This window comes from Mycobacterium sp. (genome assembly GCF_004298145.1).
GTDB lineage: Bacteria > Actinomycetota > Actinomycetes > Mycobacteriales > Mycobacteriaceae > Mycobacterium.
Genome location: NZ_SCRH01000007.1, coordinates 83265 through 102247 on the forward strand (window position 1 = coordinate 83265; position 18983 = coordinate 102247).

At 67.9% G+C, this 18983-nt stretch carries 16 protein-coding genes; 6 read left to right on the forward strand and 10 right to left on the reverse strand.

Annotation, left to right across the window (positions count from 1 at the left end; all coding sequences use genetic code 11):
• The first annotated feature begins 5 nt into the window (after positions 1–5).
• Positions 6–758 carry a DUF4191 domain-containing protein gene (locus EPN51_RS02825; RefSeq protein ID WP_293036142.1) on the forward strand — a complete coding sequence of 251 codons (753 nt, stop codon included), beginning with the start codon at positions 6–8 and terminating at the stop codon, positions 756–758.
• A gap of 25 nt (positions 759–783) precedes the next feature.
• Here EPN51_RS02825 and EPN51_RS02830 read toward each other — a convergent pair whose 3' ends face one another.
• Positions 784–1206, reverse strand: coding sequence for an RDD family protein (locus tag EPN51_RS02830; RefSeq protein WP_293036283.1), 423 nt, complete (start codon positions 1204–1206; stop codon positions 784–786).
• A gap of 244 nt (positions 1207–1450) precedes the next feature.
• Between EPN51_RS02830 and glnA (EPN51_RS02835) the strand changes: the two genes are divergently transcribed.
• Positions 1451–2887: a type I glutamate--ammonia ligase gene (gene glnA / locus EPN51_RS02835; RefSeq protein ID WP_293036145.1), complete on the forward strand. Its 1437-nt coding sequence runs from the start codon at positions 1451–1453 to the stop codon at positions 2885–2887.
• A 72-nt stretch (positions 2888–2959) separates the two neighbouring features.
• Here the strand turns inward: glnA (EPN51_RS02835) and EPN51_RS02840 are convergent, their stop codons facing one another.
• From EPN51_RS02840 to EPN51_RS02875, 8 genes are all read right to left on the reverse strand, one after another.
• Positions 2960–4699 (reverse strand): potassium channel protein, encoded by a 1740-nt coding sequence (locus EPN51_RS02840; RefSeq protein ID WP_293036148.1) that lies wholly within the window; start codon positions 4697–4699, stop codon positions 2960–2962.
• 3 nt (positions 4700–4702) lie between these two features.
• On the reverse strand, positions 4703–5089 hold the full coding sequence (locus tag EPN51_RS02845) for a DUF6394 family protein (RefSeq protein WP_293036151.1): 387 nt from the start codon (positions 5087–5089) through the stop codon (positions 4703–4705).
• 56 nt (positions 5090–5145) lie between these two features.
• Entirely contained in the window at positions 5146–6006 is an 861-nt protein-coding gene (locus EPN51_RS02850; protein ID WP_293036154.1) for a TIGR03619 family F420-dependent LLM class oxidoreductase, read from the reverse strand.
• On the reverse strand, positions 6003–6647 hold the full coding sequence (locus EPN51_RS02855) for a PaaI family thioesterase (RefSeq protein WP_293036156.1): 645 nt from the start codon (positions 6645–6647) through the stop codon (positions 6003–6005). Before EPN51_RS02855 ends, EPN51_RS02850 begins: the two co-directional genes overlap by 4 nt.
• The gene (locus EPN51_RS02860) at positions 6644–9628 is read right to left on the reverse strand and encodes a bifunctional [glutamine synthetase] adenylyltransferase/[glutamine synthetase]-adenylyl-L-tyrosine phosphorylase (protein ID WP_293036159.1); all 2985 of its coding nucleotides are present in this window, start codon (positions 9626–9628) and stop codon (positions 6644–6646) included. The genes EPN51_RS02855 and EPN51_RS02860 overlap by 4 nt, the downstream gene beginning before the upstream one ends.
• 61 nt (positions 9629–9689) lie before the next feature.
• The gene (glnA, locus tag EPN51_RS02865) at positions 9690–11030 is read right to left on the reverse strand and encodes a type I glutamate--ammonia ligase (protein WP_293036161.1); all 1341 of its coding nucleotides are present in this window, start codon (positions 11028–11030) and stop codon (positions 9690–9692) included.
• Positions 11031–11123: 93 nt separating this feature from the next.
• A complete protein-coding gene (locus EPN51_RS02870; RefSeq protein ID WP_293036164.1) occupies positions 11124–12689 on the reverse strand; it encodes an alpha/beta hydrolase in 1566 nt (521 codons plus the stop codon).
• 150 nt (positions 12690–12839) lie between these two features.
• Entirely contained in the window at positions 12840–14396 is a 1557-nt protein-coding gene (locus EPN51_RS02875) for an alpha/beta hydrolase (protein WP_293036166.1), read from the reverse strand.
• A gap of 199 nt (positions 14397–14595) precedes the next feature.
• Between EPN51_RS02875 and panB the strand changes: the two genes are divergently transcribed.
• On the forward strand, positions 14596–15441 hold the full coding sequence (gene panB / locus EPN51_RS02880) for a 3-methyl-2-oxobutanoate hydroxymethyltransferase (protein WP_293036169.1): 846 nt from the start codon (positions 14596–14598) through the stop codon (positions 15439–15441).
• Positions 15442–15697: 256 nt separating this feature from the next.
• Positions 15698–16828 carry a 1,4-beta-xylanase gene (locus EPN51_RS02885; RefSeq protein WP_293036286.1) on the forward strand — a complete coding sequence of 377 codons (1131 nt, stop codon included), beginning with the start codon at positions 15698–15700 and terminating at the stop codon, positions 16826–16828.
• 9 nt (positions 16829–16837) lie between these two features.
• Here EPN51_RS02885 and EPN51_RS02890 read toward each other — a convergent pair whose 3' ends face one another.
• Positions 16838–17173 (reverse strand): heme-binding protein, encoded by a 336-nt coding sequence (locus EPN51_RS02890; RefSeq protein ID WP_293036289.1) that lies wholly within the window; start codon positions 17171–17173, stop codon positions 16838–16840.
• A gap of 174 nt (positions 17174–17347) precedes the next feature.
• On the opposite strand from EPN51_RS02890, the gene EPN51_RS02895 reads away from it, so the two are divergent.
• The gene (locus tag EPN51_RS02895) at positions 17348–18556 is read left to right on the forward strand and encodes an FAD-dependent oxidoreductase (RefSeq protein ID WP_293036171.1); all 1209 of its coding nucleotides are present in this window, start codon (positions 17348–17350) and stop codon (positions 18554–18556) included.
• A gap of 108 nt (positions 18557–18664) precedes the next feature.
• Positions 18665–18907: a hypothetical protein gene (locus EPN51_RS02900; RefSeq protein ID WP_293036174.1), complete on the forward strand. Its 243-nt coding sequence runs from the start codon at positions 18665–18667 to the stop codon at positions 18905–18907.
• Positions 18908–18983: the final 76 nt, after the last annotated feature.

Consider the following 18983-nt stretch of genomic DNA (forward strand, 5'->3'; position numbering starts at 1 on the left):
TGACTATGGCTAAATCCCGCACTGCCGCTGAGAACAAGGTCGCCAGAGCGCAGGCGCAGGCTGCCCGCAAGGCCGCCGCGCGGGAGCGCCGCACCCAGTTGTGGCAGGCGTTCAATCTCCAGCGCCAGGAGGACAAGCGCCTGCTGCCGTACATGATCGGCGCCTTCGTGCTGATCGTGGGCATCTCGGTGGGCGTCGGCCTGTGGAGCGGCGGGCTGACGATGATCACCTTGATCCCGCTCGGCGTGGTGCTGGGCGCGCTGGTCGCCTTCATCGTCTTCGGGCGCCGCGCCCAGAAGTCCGTCTACCGCAAGGCCGAGGGCCAAACCGGGGCGGCGGCATGGGCATTGGACAACCTGCGCGGTAAGTGGCGGGTGACGCCGGGGGTGGCCGCGACCGGCCACTTCGACGCCGTGCACCGGGTCATCGGCCGGCCCGGCGTGATCCTGGTCGGTGAGGGGTCGGCCACCCGGGTGCGCCCGCTGCTGGCGCAGGAGAAGAAGCGCACCGCCCGCCTGATCGGGGAAGTGCCGATCTACGACATCATCGTCGGCAACGGCGACGATGAGGTGCCCCTGGCCAAGCTGGAGCGCCATCTCACCCGCCTGCCGGCCAACATCACCGTCAAGCAGATGGACACGCTGGAGTCGCGGCTGGCCGCGCTGGGGACGCGGGCCGGGGCCGCCGTCATGCCCAAGGGGCCGCTGCCCAACGCCGGCAAGATGCGCGGTGTGCAGCGCACGGTGCGCCGCAAGTAGCGCCAGCGGGTCGCCGGCATCGGATTCAGCGCCGTACCACGGCCGTCGCGGTCAGCCGGTCCTGCAGCCCGCGGCCGTCCCAGTCGGTGAACAACGCCGGGACGACCGTCCCGACGAGCAGGCCGCGCACCACCGCGCGGCCCGTGCCGACCGGCCCGCGCCCGTCCACCGTCACCACCCGCAGACGCAGCGCCAGCTGCCCGGGCGTGAAGCCGAACAATCGCACCGAGACCACGCCCAGCACGAACCAGATCACCAGCACCGCCGTGGACAACGCCGGTTGGGAGTACAGGCCGAACCGCATGGCCAGCGCCGCCAGGCCATAGGAGATCAGCCAGTCGATCATCAGCGCGCCCAGCCGGCGTCCCATTGGCGCCAACGAGCCGGGGCCGCTTTGGGGCAATCCCAGCTTTTCGCCGGGATATGCGGATCGCGATTCCGGCATCATCGCCACGGACCGGGCGCCGAATGCCCCGCCGGCCGGGTCCGATAGGGCGGGCTAACGGTGCGCTCGGTCACCGGAAAAGATACGATCTTGCGATCCATGGCCCCACAATAGAACCCGCCGCCGAAGCGGCCACTTTTTGCGTGTGGCATGGTCACGTAACGTGCGCGCAACATCGGGTTGACTGACGGGCAACATCTGCTCCCTAGCGTCAGGCCGCGGATCTCACAAAGTAAAGGAGCATTCTGTGACGGAAACGACGCCCGACGACGTCTTCAAACTCGCCAAGGACGAAAACGTCGAATTTGTCGACGTCCGGTTCTGTGATCTGCCCGGCATCATGCAGCACTTCACAATTCCGATTTCGTTTTTCGACGAGAGCATTTTTGAGGATGGCATAGCCTTCGACGGCTCGTCGATTCGCGGATTCCAGTCCATTCATGAATCCGACATGTTGCTCCTGCCCGACCCGACGACGGCGCAGATCGATCTTTTCCGCGAAGCCAGGACGCTGAACCTGAACTTCTTCGTGCACGACCCCTTCACCCTCGAGCCGTACTCGCGCGACCCGCGCAATATCGCCCGTAAGGCCGAGAACTATCTGATCAGCACCGGGGTAGCCGACACCGCGTACTTCGGCGCCGAGGCCGAGTTCTACATCTTCGACTCGGTGAGCTTCGATTCGCGCACTAACGGCTCGTTCTACGAGGTCGACGCGATTTCGGGGTGGTGGAACACCGGCTCGCCCAACGAGCTCGACGGCAGCCCCAACCGGGGCTACAAGGTCCGCCCCAAGGGTGGCTACTTCCCCGTCGCCCCCGTCGACCACTACGTCGACCTGCGCGACCAGATGCTGTCCAACCTGATCAAGGCCGGCTTCAGCCTGGAGAAGGGCCACCACGAGGTGGGCACCGGCGGCCAGGCCGAGATCAACTACAAGTTCAACACCCTGCTGCACGCGGCCGACGACATGATGCTCTACAAGTACATCGTCAAGAACACCGCGTGGGCCAACGGCAAGACCGTCACGTTCATGCCCAAGCCGCTGTTCGGTGACAACGGCTCCGGCATGCACTGCCACCAGTCGCTGTGGAAGGACGGCACCCCGCTGATGTACGACGAGACGGGCTACGCCGGCCTGTCGGACACCGCCCGCCACTACATTGGCGGCCTGCTGCACCACGCGCCGTCACTGCTGGCGTTCACCAACCCCACGGTGAACTCCTACAAGCGTCTGGTGCCCGGCTATGAGGCCCCGATCAACCTGGTCTACAGCCAGCGCAACCGCTCGGCCTGTGTGCGGATCCCGATCACCGGCACCAACCCGAAGGCCAAGCGGCTCGAATTCCGTTGCCCCGACTCCTCGGGCAACCCCTACCTGGCGTTCTCGGCCATGCTGATGGCCGGCCTGGACGGCATCAAGAACAAGATCGAGCCGCAGGCGCCCGTCGACAAGGACCTCTACGAGCTGCCGCCCGAGGAGGCCGCCAACATCCCGCAGGCACCCACGCAGCTGTCCGCGGTGATCGACCGGCTGGAAGAAGACCACGAATACCTCACCGAGGGCGGCGTTTTCACGCCGGACCTGATCGAGACGTGGATCAGCTTCAAGCGCGAGAACGAGATCCTGCCGGTCCAGATCCGGCCGCACCCTTACGAATTCGCGCTCTACTACGACGTCTAAACAGGTCTCGTCGGTCGGCACGCGGTGGGTACGCCGTAGCTTCGATCCGGCTGTGAGCTGTTGAAATCCCGCTCAGGTTGTGCGGGTGCGACGCCGAGAGGTGAGCCACCCCCACACCCACGTCAAGGCGACGTCGTGGCCGGTGGCCAGGTACTCCACGGTGGCCGGATAGTGGCAGATTTCTTGCGCCTGGGACAACCCGTCAGGCTTACCGACGAGGAGCACCTGGTCGTCGAGGGCGAGGGTGGTGTCCGAGGCCGGCATGAACCGCGGCTCGCCATCACGGACGAGGACCAGCGCGGCCAGCGGCAGCCCGGCGTCGCGGTCATCGGGCCGGCGCATGAGGTCTCCTATTGTCAGGGTGTGCCCGCGCCGTAACCAGTCCGCGATGGCCGGGGCCTCCGCAGCGGAGAGGGCGACGGCGGCGCGCTCGGGTGTGCGCCGGCCGCAGCGATCCCGCACGTGCTCAAGCACGTCGGTGGCCCACCGCTCGTCGCGCCCGAAGGCATGTTCAACGAAGCTCCAAAACACCGGGGTGAGAATCCGGGCGAGCACCTCACGGGCGACGAGTTCGGTCGCGATGTACACCGAGTCGATCTGCAAGGCGTCGAGCAGGGCCTTGTTAGCGCTCGTCTGCTGGCGGACGACGAGGTAGACGTCGGGGTTTGCCACCCGAGCCCGCTCGGCCATGGCGATGTTGGCGGTGTCGTTGCGGCTGCCCGCGACAAAACCGGCGGCACGGGAGACGTCCGGTTCGCCGTCGGCCGGGTCGGTGAGGTCCACGGTGACCCCGATGGCAGCGAGATCACCGACGAGATCGTGCCCGAAATCGGCCTCGGCGCACACGACCCAACGGCCGGCGGCGAGGCCGCCGCGCACCGGTGGCAACTCTGCTTGGTCGTTGTCCATCAGCCAGCGCAGCAGCTGATGATTGACCGGCCGGTGGATCGACAGCGCGAGGTAGTCGCCGAACCGATCGTCGGGGTTGATAACCGCGGTCGGGGAGAAATGCTCCATCCGAGCCTGGATTCGGTGGTCGTTGCAGCGGGCGAGGACGGGCACTTCGGGCCGCAGCAGCGATACCGTCATCACGACGGCGAGGTTTGCGTCGTCGTCGTTGGTCAGCGCGAGAACACCCTCGCAGTCGCGATGCGCCAGCCCGGCCGCGCCCAGCATCGCCGGTATGGCGCAGTCACCCTCGACCGCGGGGACGTCAAAACTCAGCTGCTCGGATATCACCGACTGGACCCTGGCCTCCTGCTTGTCGATGACGACGAACCGGCGCCGCTGTTCGTCCAGCTCGCAGCCGACGGCCCGGCCGGCATCCCCATAACCGGCGACGACGAAGAAGGGCTCAACCATCCGCCGGACGCGGCGACGGAACCGCTGGGCCGCGATCGCGTCCCGGAAAGCGACGTCCTGGATCACGGAGAAGAAGACCCCGATGGCGTAGGCCCAGCTGACGACGACCAAGTAAATGGACAGCGACAGCCACATCCGCTGCGGGTAGCTGAAGGCGCCGGGCAGCTCGCTGTAGCCAACCGTCGTCAACGTGATGGTCATCTGGTAGAAGGCATCGAAGACGGTCAACCGGTATGGGTTTCCATGCGCGTCGACACCCGGCATGAACATCAGCCCGGCGGTACAGATGCTGAAAATCGTGATCACGACGATCAGCGGCGCTCGCATTCGGCGCAGGAAGAGGAAGATCACGTCGGTGGTCGGCACCGCCGTCGGAACGCTGATCGGCTTGCGCCGCGGTTTCACCCGCCGTCGGCTCCGGAACGGAAACAGGTACAGCAAGTTCGACATCGACTACCGGCGCCGGAATGACGCCGTCTCGATCACCAGCAGGGTGACGGACACGATGTTGGCGAGCAGCGCCCCGCCCGACAGGGACACCACGCTCGCGGTCGCATGCCGGTCCAGTCCGGCGACCGACACCTGGGTGGCGAACACCCACATCGCCGCGGCGGCAACAAGCTGGAGCAGCGCGACGAGGCTGGCCGAGAGGTGGACCGCACCCAGCTGGGTACGGTCACCGAACTTCAGGACCGTGGTGATCAGAGCGACGACAAGAGCAAGGAAGAGCTCCCACGAGTTGTGCAGCGTGGGGTCCCCGACGTCACCGACGAAGAAGCCGAAGTTCAAGGTCGCCGCCAGCATCACAAAGAAACCAAAAACCACCTTCTCCAGATTCACACCGGCAGCCTAGCTCTGCCGAGTCAGAAAACCGACCGGCCACAAGCCCGTGGCGTCTATCCGTCGAGCGCGAGATCCTTACGGAAGCGCTGCATGCCATCGATCTTGTCGTCCAGGCCGGCGTCGGGCCCGGTGTAGAACATCCACGGCATCGTGATGACGCCGTGGATGCCGCCGGCCTCGGCGCGTTGATAGTCGGCGGTGGTGAACGCGTCGGTCAGCGGCGTGAGAACGGTGAAATCGTCTGCGGATAAACCGTTTTCAATCCGCATCTCCCGCAGCCGGCCCACCGCGTCGAGGGCCCGCTCGGTGTTGATCAAATCGCCGATCCAGCCGTCGTTGCGGGCGGCGCGGCGCAGCGCGATGTCGCTGAGCCCCCCGACGTACACCGGGATCGGCGGCGGGGTGGGCTGCATCTCCAGCCGCGGCGCGGAATAGAACTCGCCCTCGAACTCCGTCCAGCCCGGCGACCACAGCCCCCGCATCAGCTCGATCATTTCGTCGGTGCGTTTGCCGCGGGCCTCGAATCGCTCGCCCATCAACGCGAATTCCTCGCGGCACCAGCCCACGCCGATGCCCAGCTCCACCCGGCCCGCCGCCAAAACCGCCGCGGTACCAATGGCTTTCGCCGCCGAGTAGGGGTTGCGCATCGCGGGAATGTAGACGGTGTTGACGAACCGCAACCGGGTGGTGACCTGGGCGAGAGCGCCGACGAGCACCCAGGGATCGGGCCAGTCGGTGAAGGGCTGCCAGCGTCGTTCCCCATCCTTGGTGTACGGGTACGGGGTGTCCAGCGTCTCCAGGTTGACGACGTGGTCCGGGATGCCGATCCCGTCGTAGCCGAGTTCGTCGGCCGCCTTGGCGAGCTCGATGATCTCCCGGGTGTTTCCGAAGGCGCTGCTGATGTAGAACTTCACTGTTCCTCCGCCGCCCAGGCCGGCGCGATGAAGACGCCGTCGGCCTCGACGGTGACGCCTTCGGAATCCGAAATGGTTCCGCGCGCAAAGGCTTTGCGCCCCTCCTTGCCGTCGACCCACGCCTCGCAGCGAAGCGGCCCCAGCGGAGTGCCGCGCAGATATCTCACGGTGATGGTTCCGGTGAACCGCGCCTTCGACAACCCCTCGCTGGCCGCCTCGCCGAGCATGTGGTCGAGCACCAGGGCGCTGACGCCGCCGTGCACCAGTTTGGGCGGACCCTCGTAGGCCGAGCCGAGGACGAACTCGCTCCAGCAGCGCCCGTCGCCCTCGTGCTGCACGACGATCGGCGGGGCGAAGGGGTTGCACACGCCGATCGCGGCGTTGCCCAACGGCAGCGGGCGGCCGTTGACGCGGTAGCTCACCCCGATCGGGCGGGCCCGTTGCCGCAACGACGCGGTGACGGCCTCGATCGCCGATCGCGCTTCGGCGACGACGTCGTCGTCGACCTCGGTCCGGATGGTCGCATCGACGAGCTCCCGGACCGCATCGGCCAACGGGGCATAGAGTGCGGTGACGCGATCGGCTTCCGTCGCGCTGAGCACCTCGAATATGGCGTCCAACGCGCCGGCCTCCTGACTCAACTTCCAAACACCTTGCGCACGACGGCTTTTGCGCGTCGTGTCACCCGCAAATAGTTATCCAGGAATTCGCCGCCCTCGTCGGTCGGCCAGCCCGCGGCCACCGCGACCGCGTTCAGCTGGCGTCCGGGACCCGGCAGCTGGTCGGTGGGCTTACCGCGGACCAGCACCAGCGCGTTGCGGGCCCGGGTGGCGGTCAGCCAGGCCTGCCGCAACAGGTCCACCTCGTCCACCGCGACCAGCTCGGCCGCGGCGATCGCATCCAGGCATTCCAGCGTCGACGTGGTGTGCAGCGCGGGGATCTCGTGGGCGTGCCGCAGCTGCAGCAGCTGCACGGTCCATTCGATGTCGGCCAGTCCCCCGCGGCCCAGCTTGGTGTGCGTGTTCGGGTCGGCGCCGCGGGGCAACCGCTCGGCCTCCACGCGGGCTTTGATACGGCGGATCTCGCGCATCGCGTCCGACGACATCCCACCGGGTGGATAGCGCGTCTTGTCGGCCATCAGCAGGAACCGCTGCCCCAGCTCGGCGTCCCCGGCGACCGCGTGGGCGCGCAGCAGCGCCTGGATCTCCCACGGCTGCGCCCACTGCTCGTAGTAGGCGGCGTAGGAAGCCAGGGTGCGCACCAGCGGGCCGTTGCGGCCCTCGGGCCGCAGGTTGGCGTCGACCTCCAGCGGCGGGTCGACGCTGGGAGTCCCCAGCAGCGTGCGGACCTGCTCGGCGACCGTCGTCGCCCAGCGAACGGCCACCGAATCCTCGACACCGGGCGCCGGCTCGCAGACGAACATCACGTCGGCGTCGGATCCGTAGCCGAGTTCGGCGCCACCCAGCCTGCCCATGCCGATGACGGCCAGGGCTGCCGGCGCCGGCACGTCCCCCGGGAGGTTGGCCCGCATCATCGCGTCCAGCGCGGCCTGCAGCACCGCCACCCACACCGAGGTCAGCGCCTTGCAGACGTCGACCACCTCGAGCATGCCGAGCAGGTCCGCCGACGCCACCCGGGCCAGCTCGCGACGCCGCAGGGTGCGTGCCCCGGCGATCGCCCGCACCGGGTCGGAGTAGCGCGCGGCCGAGGCGACCAGCGCGCGGGCCACCGCGGCGGGATCGGCCTCCAGCAGTCGCGGGGCGGTCGGCCCGTCGCCGTAATCCTGGATGACCCGCGGCGCGCGCATCAGCAGGTCCGGCACGTACGCCGAGGTGCCCAGCACGTGCATGAGCCGCCGGGCCACGGCGGGCTGGTCGCGCAGCGTGGCCAAATACCAGCTTTCCCCGGACAGCGCCTCGGACAGTCGCCGGTAGGCCAGCAGCCCGGCGTCGGGGTCGGGCGTGTACGACATCCAGTTCAGCAGCCTGGGCAGCAGCACCGACTGCACCCGGCCGCGCCGGCCGCTCTGGTTGACCAGCGCCGACATGTGCTTCAGCGCGGTTTGCGGGCCCTCGTACCCGAGGGCGGCCAGCTGACGCTCGGCGGCCTCGGAGGTCATGCCGTGCGCGATCTCCAGGCCGGCCGGGCCGATCGATTCCAGCAGCGGTTGGTAGAAGAGCTTGGCGTGCAGCTGCGACACCCGCAGGTTCTGGTGCCGCAGCTCCTCGCGCAGCACCCCGGCCGCATCGTGGCGACCGTCGGGCCGGATATGGGCGGCCCGCGCCAGCCAGCGCACCGCCTCCTCGTCGTCGGGTTCGGGCAGCAGATGGGTGCGCTTGAGCCGCTGCAGCTGCAACCGGTGCTCGAGCAGGCGGAGGAACTCATACGAGGCGGTGAGGTTCGCCGCGTCCTCGCGTCCGATGTAGCCGCCGTGGCCCAGCGCGGCCAGCGCGTCCACCGTCGACGCCACGTGCAGCGACTCATCGCCGCGCCCGTGCACCAACTGCAGGAGCTGCACGGCGAATTCGACGTCACGCAAGCCGCCGCTGCCGAGCTTGATCTCGCGGCCGCGGACTTCGGCGGGAACCAGCTGCTCGACGCGCCGGCGCATCGCCTGCACCTCGACCACGAAGTCCTCACGCTCGCAGGCGACCCACACCATCGGCATCAGCGCGGCCAGGTACCGCGCCCCGAGCTCGGCGTCACCCACCGCCGCGCGCGCTTTCAGCAGCGCCTGGAACTCCCAGGTTTTCGCCCACCGCTGGTAGTAGGCGATGTGCGATTCGACGGTGCGAACCAGCTCACCGCTGCGGCCCTCCGGTCGCAGCCCGGCATCGACCTGAAAGAACGCCTCGGAGGCCAGCCGCATCATCTCGCTGGCCACCCGGGTGGTGAGGGTGTCGGCATGCTCGGCGACGAAGATGACGTCGACGTCGCTGACGTAGTTCAGTTCGCGGGCACCGCATTTGCCCATCGCGATGACCGCCAGCCGCGGCGGCGTTTTATCGCCGCACACGCTGCTCTCGGCCACCCGCAACGCGGCGGCGAGCGCCGCGTCCGCCAGGTCCGACAGGTGGGCCGCCACCACGGTGAACGGCACCACCGGTTCGTCCTCGACGGTGGCGGCCAGGTCGAGTCCGGCCAGCACCAGCAGTTGATCGCGATACCGGGTGCGCAAGCGCACCAGCGCCGAACCGGGATCCGCCAACGCCTCGTCGACGCACTGGGTGAACTTCGTGCACAGCTGCTCGTGGGTGGGCAGAGTGACGTTGCCGCGCAAGAGTTTCCAGGACCGCGGCTGGGCGATCAGGTGGTCCCCGAGGGCCAGCGAGGACCCGAGCACGCCGAACAGCCGACCGCGCAGGGGACGTTCGGCGAGTAGTGCGGCGTTGAGCTCCGGCCACCCGGCGTCCGGGTTCTCCGCCAGCCGAACCAGGGCGAGCAGGGCGGCGTCGGGGTCCGCCGCACGCGACAGCGACCACAGCAGGTCGACGTGGGCCTGGTCGTCATGGTCGTGCCAGCCCAGCTGCGCTATGCGTTCGGCCGCTTGCGGATCGACCAACCCGAGCCGGCCGACGCTGGGCAGCCGGGGGCGCTGCGTCGCGGGTTTGGTCACGATCACGACCGTAGCGCAACCAGCCGATCTTCAGTCATGGTCGGCGCATCCCGAAACGGGAACTGCGCTAGAGGGACAGATAGGTGCGCAGTTCGTACGGGGTGACGTGGCTGCGGTAGTTCGCCCACTCGGTGCGCTTGTTGCGCAGGAAGAAGTCAAAGACGTGCTCCCCCAAGGTTTCCGCGACCAGCTCGGAGGACTCCATGGCACGAAGCGCGCTGTCCAGGCTGGTTGGCAGCTCGCGGTATCCCATCGCCTGGCGCTCTGCGGGGGTCAGGTCCCACACGTTGTCCTCGGCCTGCGGCCCCAGCACGTAGCCCTTCTCCACCCCGCGCAGTCCGGCGGCCAGCAGCACGGCGAACGTCAGGTACGGGTTGCAGGCCGAGTCGGGGCTGCGGACCTCGACGCGGCGCGACGACGTCTTGTGCGGCGTGTACATGGGCACCCGCACCAGCGCGGAACGGTTGGCCGCCCCCCACGACGCGGCGGTCGGCGCCTCGCCGCCCCCCACCAGCCGCTTGTAGGAGTTGACCCATTGGTTGGTGACCGCGCTGATCTCCGAGGCGTGCTCGAGTATCCCGGCGATGAAGGACTTGCCCACATCGGAGAGCTGCAGCGGGTCGTCGGGGCCGTGGAACGCGTTGACGTCACCCTCGAACAGGCTCATGTGCGTGTGCATCGCGGAGCCGGGGTGCTGCCCGAACGGCTTGGGCATGAACGACGCGCGGGCGCCGTTCTCGATCGCGACTTCTTTGATGACGTAGCGGAAGGTCATCACGTTGTCGGCCATCGACAGGGCGTCGGCGAAGCGCAGGTCGATCTCCTGCTGGCCGGGCGCGCCCTCGTGGTGGCTGAACTCCACCGAGATGCCCATGAACTCCAGCGCTTCGATCGCGTGGCGGCGGAAGTTCGAGGCGGAGTCGTGGATCGCCTGGTCGAAGTAGCCGGCGTTGTCGACCGGGACGGGCGGCGTCCCGTCGTCGGGGCCGGCCTCGAGCAGGAAGAATTCGATCTCGGGGTGCACGTAGCAGGAAAAACCCAGGTCGTTGGCCTTCTGCAGCTGGCGACGCAGCACGTGCCGCGGGTCCGCCCACGACGGCGATCCGTCCGGCATGGTGATGTCGCAGAACATCCGCGCCGAGTGGTGGTGGCCGCTGGGTGAGGCCCACGGCAGCACCTGGAAGGTGGACGGGTCCGGGTTGGCGACGGTGTCGGATTCCGAGACCCGCGAGAAGCCTTCGATCGAGGATCCGTCGAAGCCGATGCCCTCCTCGAAGGCGCCTTCGAGTTCGGCCGGGGCGATGGCGACCGACTTGAGGAAACCGAGCACATCGGTGAACCACAGCCGAACGAAGCGGATGTCTCGTTCCTCGAGCGTGCGCAGCACGAATTCCTTCTGGCGATCCATAACTCGAACAGTATGCAACGGCTGTTAATTCTGTGTTACCGATGCCCGCTCAGAATGGTTGCGATGGTTGCGTGCGGGGCCGCCTCACACTGGTCAGGACCGGCAGTTCAAGGCCACCGGCGGCGTGCCGGCGACGAGGTAACGCACCACGGCGTTGTCCACGCACTGGTCGCCGTTGAACACCGCGGTGTGCTGCGTCCCGTCGTAGGTGATCAGCGGACCGCCCAGCTGGCGGGCCAGGTTGACCCCGGCCTGATAGGGGGTGGCCGGGTCGTGCGTGGTGGACACGACGACGACCTTGCCGGGCGCCATGGGCGGTGCGGCGTGGGGCGCCGACGTCGCGGGCACCGGCCACAAGGCGCACAAATCCCGGGGCGCGTTTCCGGTGAACGGGCCATAGTTGAGGAACGGCGCGGCCTGCCGGATCCGCTGATCGGCGGTCACCCAGCTGGCCTGGTCCGTGGGGTTCGGGGCATCGACGCACCGGATCGCGTTGAACGCGTCCTGGTCGTTGGAGTAGTGCCCGTCGCGGTCTCGTCCCTGGTAGTCGTCGGCGAGCGCCAGCAGATCGCCGGCGTCGGTGCCGCGCGCCAACCCGAGTAGGCCGCTGGTCAGGTATTTCCAATGCGCCGGCGTGTAGAGCGCGTTGATGGTGCCGGTGGTCGCGTCGGCGTAGCTCAGCCCGCGTGGGTCCGAGGTGCGGCCGGGCTTGTGGACCAGCGGGTCGACCAGGGCGTGGTAGCGGGCGACGAACTGGGTCGGGTCGGTGCCCAGCGGGCAGCCCGCCGAGCGGGCGCAGTCGGTGGCGTAGTCGTTGAAAGCGGTTTGGAATCCCGCCATTTGGCTGACGTTCTCGTCGATGGGGCCGACGGTCGGGTCGATGGCGCCGTCGAGCACCATCGCCCGCACGTGGTTACTGAACTTCTCCAGGTAGGCGGTGCCCAACTCGGTGCCGTAGCTGTACCCGAGGTAGTTGATCTGATCGTCGCCCAGCGACTGGCGCACCGCGTCCATGTCACGCGCGACGGATGCGGTGCCGGCGTTGGCCAAAAACGCGGTGCCCACCCGGTTGACGCATTGCTGGGCCAGCTGCCGGTAGAGCTGCTCGATATGCGCGACGCCGGCCGGGCTGTAGTCGACCATCGGATCTCGCCGGTACGCGTCGAACTCGGCGTCGGTGCGGCAACGCAGCGCAGGTGTCGAGTGGCCCACCCCGCGCGGATCGAAGCCGACCAGGTCGAGGTTGCGCCGGATCGGCGAGCTCTGAAGGTCCGGCGCCATCGCGGCCACCATGTCGACCGCCGAGCCGCCGGGACCGCCGGGATTGACCAGCAGTGATCCCATCCGTTGACCCGTCGCGGGCACGCGGATCACCGCCAGTTTGGCCTGGGCGCCGCCGGGGTTGTTGTAGTCGATCGGGACGGACACGGTGGTGCACTGCGCGGCGGGGATATCGCTTGTGTCCGTGACGAATTGGCCGCAGCTCCCCCAGCCCTGCGGCACCGCGGCCGCCGGCGGATTCGGGGCCGGCGTCTGCCCGGCACCGGGTTCGGGGGTGGCGCCGGCGACCGGCGGCGGGGCGACGGAGGAACCACCGAGCAGGAGACCGAATGAAAGCAGCGCCGAGCTCAAGGATCTCAGGCGCGACATGGCTGTCATCGTCGCAGCCCCGGGTACCCGTGGCAGCGCGAAACGGTTACGCCTTGGTCTCGGCCCTCAATCGGCTCGAGTCCTCACCGAGCGTGTAACCACAGCGAGAAATTCTTCAAAACCTCGCAGCGACTGCACGTTCGACGCTAGCCGTACCGGCTAGCACTTTGCGCCGCTCGGCGGCGTGGTGCCGCCGACCAGGTAGGCCGTCACGTAGTTGTCGATGCAGCCGTCGCCCTGGAAGACGACCGTGTGCTGGGTTCCGTCGTAGGTCAGCAGCGAGCTGCGCAGCTGGTCGGCCAGGTCGACCCCGGCCTTGTAGGGAGTCGCCGGATCGTGGGTGGTCGACACCACCACCGTCGGCGCCAGGCCGGGCGCGGAGATGGTGTGCGGCTTGCTCGTCGGCGGCACCGGCCAGAACGCGCAGGTGCCCAGCGGCGCGTTCCCGGTGAACTGCCCGTAACTCATGAACGGCGCGATCTCCCGGGAGCGGCGGTCTTCGTCGATCACCTTGGCCCGGTCGGTGATCGGTGGCTGGTCCACGCAGTTGACTGCCACCCGCGCGTCGGTGGCGTTGGTGTAGTGGCCGTGCACGTCGCGGCGCATGTACATATCGGCCAGGGCGAGCAGGGTGTCGCCGTGGTGGTCGACGAGTTGGGACAGCCCGTCGGTCAGGTGATGCCACAGGTTCGGTGTGTACAGCGCCATGATGGTGCCGACGATGGCGTCGCTGTAGCTCAGGCCGCGGGGGTCGTTCGTCGGGACCGGCCGGCCGACCATCGGGTTGTCGGGGTCGACCATCGGGTCGATCAGGCTGTGGTAGACGTCGACGGCCTTGGCCGGGTCGGTGCCCAGCGGGCAGGTCGGTTGCTTCGCGCAGTCGGCGGCATAGTTGTTGAACGCGTCCTGGAATCCCTTGGCCTGACGCAGGTCGGCTTCGATGGGATCGGCGTTGGGGTCGACGGCGCCGTCGAGGATCATCGCCCGCACGTTGTTCGGGTAGGCCTCGGCATACGCCGAACCGATCCGGGTGCCATAGGAATAGCCGAGGTAGGTCAGCTTGTCGTCGCCCAGCGCCGCCCGGATGGCGTCGAGATCCCTGGCGACGTTGACCGTGCCGATGTTGGCCAGGAAGCCCTTGCCCATCTTGTCGACGCAGCGGCCGACGAACTGCTTGGTCTCGTCCTCGATGTGCGCGACGCCGGCCGGGCTGTAGTCGACGTTCGGCTCGGTGCGCAGCCGGTCGTTGTCGGCGTCGGAGTTACACCAGACCGCCGGACGCGACGCCCCCACCCCGCGGGGGTCGAAGCCGACCAGGTCGAACCGTTCGCGGACCCGCTTCGGCAACGACTGGACGACGCCCAACGCCGCTTCGATCCCCGACTCCCCCGGCCCACCCGGGTTGATCACCAACGAACCGATCTTGTCTCCGGTCGCGGGAAACCGGATCATCGCCAGCGTCGCGGTGTCGCCGCCGAGGTTCTCGTAGTCGACCGGCACCGCCAGCTTGCCGCACAACGCGCCGGCCGGGAGTTTGACCTTCGGGTTCGCGGCCCGGCACGGCGTCCACTCCACCGCCTGGCCGAGCTTCGGCTCGGACATGACGGCGCGCCCCACCACCACGCGTTCGCAGCCCGAAAGCATCAGTGCAACGGCGGCGATCGACGTCCAGACCAGCAACGTGCGCGCGCTCGTGCCGCGGCGAGACAAACCCATGCCAACATATGCTGCCAGAGGAAACCTGAGACCCCGATGAGCGGCGCCGCCGGACGCCCGCCGCGCGCGGAACATGGTCTGTCTCACACTGTCGCGGCGGTGCGACCGCGCAAAAGAAATGGCAGAATGACACCGTCAGACGAACCCGGGGACCCGCCAGGGCCACGAGGATCGACCCGACCACCCACTAGGGACAATGATGTCTGAGCACAACGTTTACGGTGCCAACTCGTCTGCGCCCGCGCAGCCGCTGACCAAGATCCGCACCCACCACCTGCAGAAGATGAAGGCCGAAGGCCACAGGTGGGCCATGCTCACGGCGTACGACTATTCGACCGCCCGCATCTTCGACGAGGCCGGCATCCCGGTCCTGCTGGTCGGCGACTCGGCGGCCAACGTCGTCTACGGCTACGACACCACCGTGCCGGTGTCGATCGACGAATTGATTCCGTTGGTCCGTGGCGTGGTGCGGGGCGCCCAGCACGCCATGGTCGTCGCGGACCTGCCGTTCGGCAGCTACGAGGCGGGGCCCGCCGCCGCGCTGGCCGCCGCCACGCGGTTCATGAAAGAGGGCGGCGCACACGCGGTGAAGCTCGAGGGTGGTGAGCGGGTCGCCGAGCAGATCGCCTGCCTGACGGCCGCGGGCATCCCGGTGATGGCACATATCGGGTTTACCCCGCAGAGCGTGAACAGCCTGGGCGGCTTCCGGGTCCAGGGCCGCGGCGACGCGGCGGAACAGACCGTCGCGGACGCGATCGCCGTCGCCGAGGCCGGAGCGTTCTCCGTAGTCATGGAGATGGTGCCGGCCGAGTTGGCCACCCAGATCACGGGCAAGCTGACCATCCCGACGATCGGGATCGGGGCCGGACCGAACTGCGACGGGCAGGTCCTGGTTTGGCAGGACATGGCGGGCATGAGCAGCGGCAAGGCGGCCCGCTTCGTCAAACGCTTCGCTGACATCGGCGGGGAATTACGCCGAGCCGCAACGCAATATGCGCAAGAGGTCGCCGAAGGGGTTTTCCCCGCCGACGAACACTGCTTCTGATCGGTCGCGCAACCCCGACATAGCCGGCACGCCGTGCCGCGCTCTCGACTCGAGTGTCCCGCCTGGTTGACGACGTTATCCCGGTCACCACAAAACTGTTGAAAAACGTTGTGTGACAGGGATGTACGATGGCTTTACAGAGAAGATTCGGACTCTAAGAGCAAGGGTGGACCACATCAACCGGGCGGATCCTGGTGGCTTCGTGCGCCGTCGAGCGGTATTGAAGTTGCCGCTGCTAGTGCTGGGAGGCATCGCATTGGCCCACACGCCGCACGCATCCGCGCAGCCGCCGCGCACCTCGCCGCAGGCGAGCCGCTGGTCGCCCGAGCGGGCAAACCGCTGGTACGAAGCGCAAGGTTGGCCGGTGGGCGCGAACTACACCACGTCCAACGCCATCAACCAGCTGGAGATGTTCCAGCCCGAAACCTTCGACCCCCGGCGCATCGACACCGAATTGGGTTGGGCCCAAACCAACGGGTTCAACGCGGTGCGGGTTTTCCTGCACGATCTGCTCTGGGTACAGGATCACCGAGGGTTCCAGGGCCGCCTCGCGCGGTTCGTCGACATCGCGGCCCACCACGGCATCAAACCCCTGTTCGTCCTGTTCGATTCGTGTTGGGATCCGTTCCCCCGGCCGGGTCCGCAGCGCGACCCCCGGCCCGGCATCCACAACTCGGGTTGGGTGCAGAGCCCGGGTGCCGCGCGCCTCGATGACCGCGGCTACGTCCGCACCCTGCGCGCCTACGTCACCGGAGTCCTCACACAATTCCGCAATGACGACCGCGTTTTGGGCTGGGACCTGTGGAACGAGCCGGACAACCCCGCGGACACCTACGCCTCGGTCGAGCGGAAGGACAAGCTAGACCTGGTCGAATACCTGCTCCCCCAGGTATTCGAGTGGGCGCGCCTGGTCGATCCCCGCCAACCCTTGACGAGCGGCGTCTGGCACGGCGAGTGGGCCGACCCGGCGCGCCGCAGCGTCATCAGCGGCATTCAGCTCGACAACTCCGACGTCATCACCTTTCACTCCTACGGCGAGCCGGCGGAGTTCGAGAGGCGCATCGGCGAGCTCGTCCCGCTGGGGCGCCCGATCCTGTGCACCGAGTACATGGCCCGGCCGCTGGGCAGCACGGTGCAAAACATCCTGCCCATCGCAAAGCGTGCCAACGTCGGCGCGTTCAACTGGGGATTGGTCGCCGGCAAAACCCAGACGTACTTTCCCTGGGACTCCTGGGACCACCTGAACCCGGATCCGGCGATGCCGCAGGAATGGTTTCACGACCTGCTAGGTCCCGACGGACGGCCGTTCCGCGACAGCGAGATTCAAACGATCCTCGAGTTGAGCGACCTGGCGATGCATCTGCAGCCACCGCCGTCCCCCGGCTGACCGGATGCGTCAGCGGCACCGATCCTGGAAGTCGGTCAGCGGCTGGCGGATGCCCTCGAGGTCGGCGTGGGTCTGCGGATTGGCATCCATGTACTGCTTCAACTGATCACGCATCTCACTGCGTGGCTGGCCCTTCAAGCTGGTGAAGTAGGCGTTGACGTCCGGGTGGGTGAACAGGTACGCCGACGTGGCCCAGGCCACGCCGGCCGAGACCTGGGCCAGGTCGGCCGCCGTGCAATTGGGCAGCGACGCGGGCGCCGGCTCCGGATCGTCCACCGGCAAGTCCGCGGCCGCCGAACCGGCCGCCGCGAAAAGCATTGCCACACTGGCCACGCAGGCCGCCATTCCGCCGGCAACGGCGCGGGCTGCCGGGCGAACAAGACACACCATGGAAACGCTCCTTCGTCGACCATCCGCGAGGCGGGCGGGTATTCGTACCGCAAACCATAAGGGGTTTCGGCCCCGCGCATGTGCGAATCAGGCGGTAAAGAATTGCGGGGCCCACGGTAGGGTCGGGCCGTGACGGAAGTGCTGCAGACCCAGGTTTGTGTTGTCGGCGGGGGCCCCGCCGGCCTTGTTCACGCGCTCTTGCTCGCCCGCGCCGGGGTTCGGGTTGTTGTCCTGGAGAAGCACAACGACTTTCTGCGTGACTTCCGCGGCGACACTGTGCATCCGAGCACCCTGCGGATCATGGACGAGCTCGGGTTGGTCGATGAGCTGCTGCGTCTGCCGCACACCAAAGTCGACCGTGTCGCGTTGGACACCGACGGGTCCATTCGCACCTTGGGCACCTTCGGTGTGCTCAAGCGGCTGGGCTTCAAACAGCCGTATATCGCATTGATGCCGCAGTGGGACTTCCTCGACTTTCTCGCCGAAAAGGCTTCTGCCTACCCCGAATTCACGTTGATCCGCAACGCCGAGGTCAAAGATCTGATCTATGCGGGCGATCGGGTGATCGGGGCGCGCACGCCCGAGCTCGAGGTCCGCGCCGACCTGGTGGTCGGCGCGGACGGGCGCAAATCCGCGGTACGGGCCGCCGCCGGGCTCGAGGTCGCCCAGGCGCACTCGCCGATCGACGTGCTGTGGTTTCGGCTGAACTGGCGGCCCGGCGATCCGCAGGAGCTCTACGGAGTGGCCCGTAGGGGCTTCATGATGGCGCTGATCTATCGGGGCGACTACTGGCAGATCGCGTATCTGATGCCGAAGGGGTCGAACCCCCGCGACGGATCGCTGGAGGCGTTCAAAGAGCGCATCGTGGCGGCGCAACCGAAGCTGCGCGAACACGTCGACGACCTTCGTTCCTGGGACCAGACCAGTCAGCTCGACGTGCGGGTGGACCGGCTCGAGACATGGTGGCGGAGCGGCGTGCTCTGCATCGGTGATGCGGCCCATGCCATGTCACCGGTCGGCGGTGTCGGGATCAACCTCGCCGTCGCCGACGCGGTGGCGGCGGCCAACATTCTCAGCGCCCCGCTGCGCAAGGGCCACCTGCGTGACGCCGACCTCGCCAAGGTGCAGCGCCGGCGAGAGCTGCCCACCCGGGTCATCCAGGCTATTCAGATAGTCGCCCAGGACAGGGTGGTCGCGCCCAACTTGAACGGCGACCTGTCACCCATCCGGATACCCGCGATCGTGGGTCGGGGCCCGCTGCAATTCATCGCGCCGATCGCATTCGGACGAGGCCTTCGCCCCGAACGTATACGCACTCCGGACATTCACACCGCCTAGCCTTTCCGGGTCCACCGGCCTCGGCGGCGGTGTCGATATTCAGATCTCGGCCCGCCCGCCGCACGGTGACGGCACAATGCAATGACGATGGCTGAAAGGGGATTGCAGATGAATCGCCGCCGCGGGCTCGCCGCATTGCTGGTGTTCGCGGGCGTGGCCGCCGTTCCCGCAATACTCACCGCCGTGCCGTCTGCCGATCGGGTGGAGGCGACGGTGTGCGTGGGCGCGGGCCGACGCATCTCGGTGAGCGGGTGCACCAATATCGCCGACAACATCGCACGCTATGCGCCGCCGCCGGCCGTGTATGCGCCGCTGCCGGAGGACGACACGTCGGCTCCGCCGCCGCCATAACCTGGTCACCGCGGGTATGGCAGGCTATGGGTCTCATCCCCCACCGTCCACCACGTTCAAGGCCGCGGCGACGCGC

Excerpts from the sequence above, each read along its gene's own strand:
- EPN51_RS02825 (WP_293036142.1), top strand. The coding sequence starts at position 6 with ATGGCTAAATCCCGCACTGCCGCTGAGAACAAGGTCGCCAGAGCGCAG.
- EPN51_RS02830 (WP_293036283.1), bottom strand. The coding sequence starts at position 1,206 with ATGATGCCGGAATCGCGATCCGCATATCCCGGCGAAAAGCTGGGATTG.
- EPN51_RS02840 (WP_293036148.1), bottom strand. The coding sequence starts at position 4,699 with ATGTCGAACTTGCTGTACCTGTTTCCGTTCCGGAGCCGACGGCGGGTG.
- glnA (WP_293036161.1), bottom strand. The coding sequence starts at position 11,030 with ATGGATCGCCAGAAGGAATTCGTGCTGCGCACGCTCGAGGAACGAGAC.
- EPN51_RS02870 (WP_293036164.1), bottom strand. The coding sequence starts at position 12,689 with ATGACAGCCATGTCGCGCCTGAGATCCTTGAGCTCGGCGCTGCTTTCA.
- EPN51_RS02875 (WP_293036166.1), bottom strand. The coding sequence starts at position 14,396 with ATGGGTTTGTCTCGCCGCGGCACGAGCGCGCGCACGTTGCTGGTCTGG.
- panB (WP_293036169.1), top strand. The coding sequence starts at position 14,596 with ATGTCTGAGCACAACGTTTACGGTGCCAACTCGTCTGCGCCCGCGCAG.
- EPN51_RS02890 (WP_293036289.1), bottom strand. The coding sequence starts at position 17,173 with ATGGCGGCCTGCGTGGCCAGTGTGGCAATGCTTTTCGCGGCGGCCGGT.
- EPN51_RS02900 (WP_293036174.1), top strand. The coding sequence starts at position 18,665 with ATGAATCGCCGCCGCGGGCTCGCCGCATTGCTGGTGTTCGCGGGCGTG.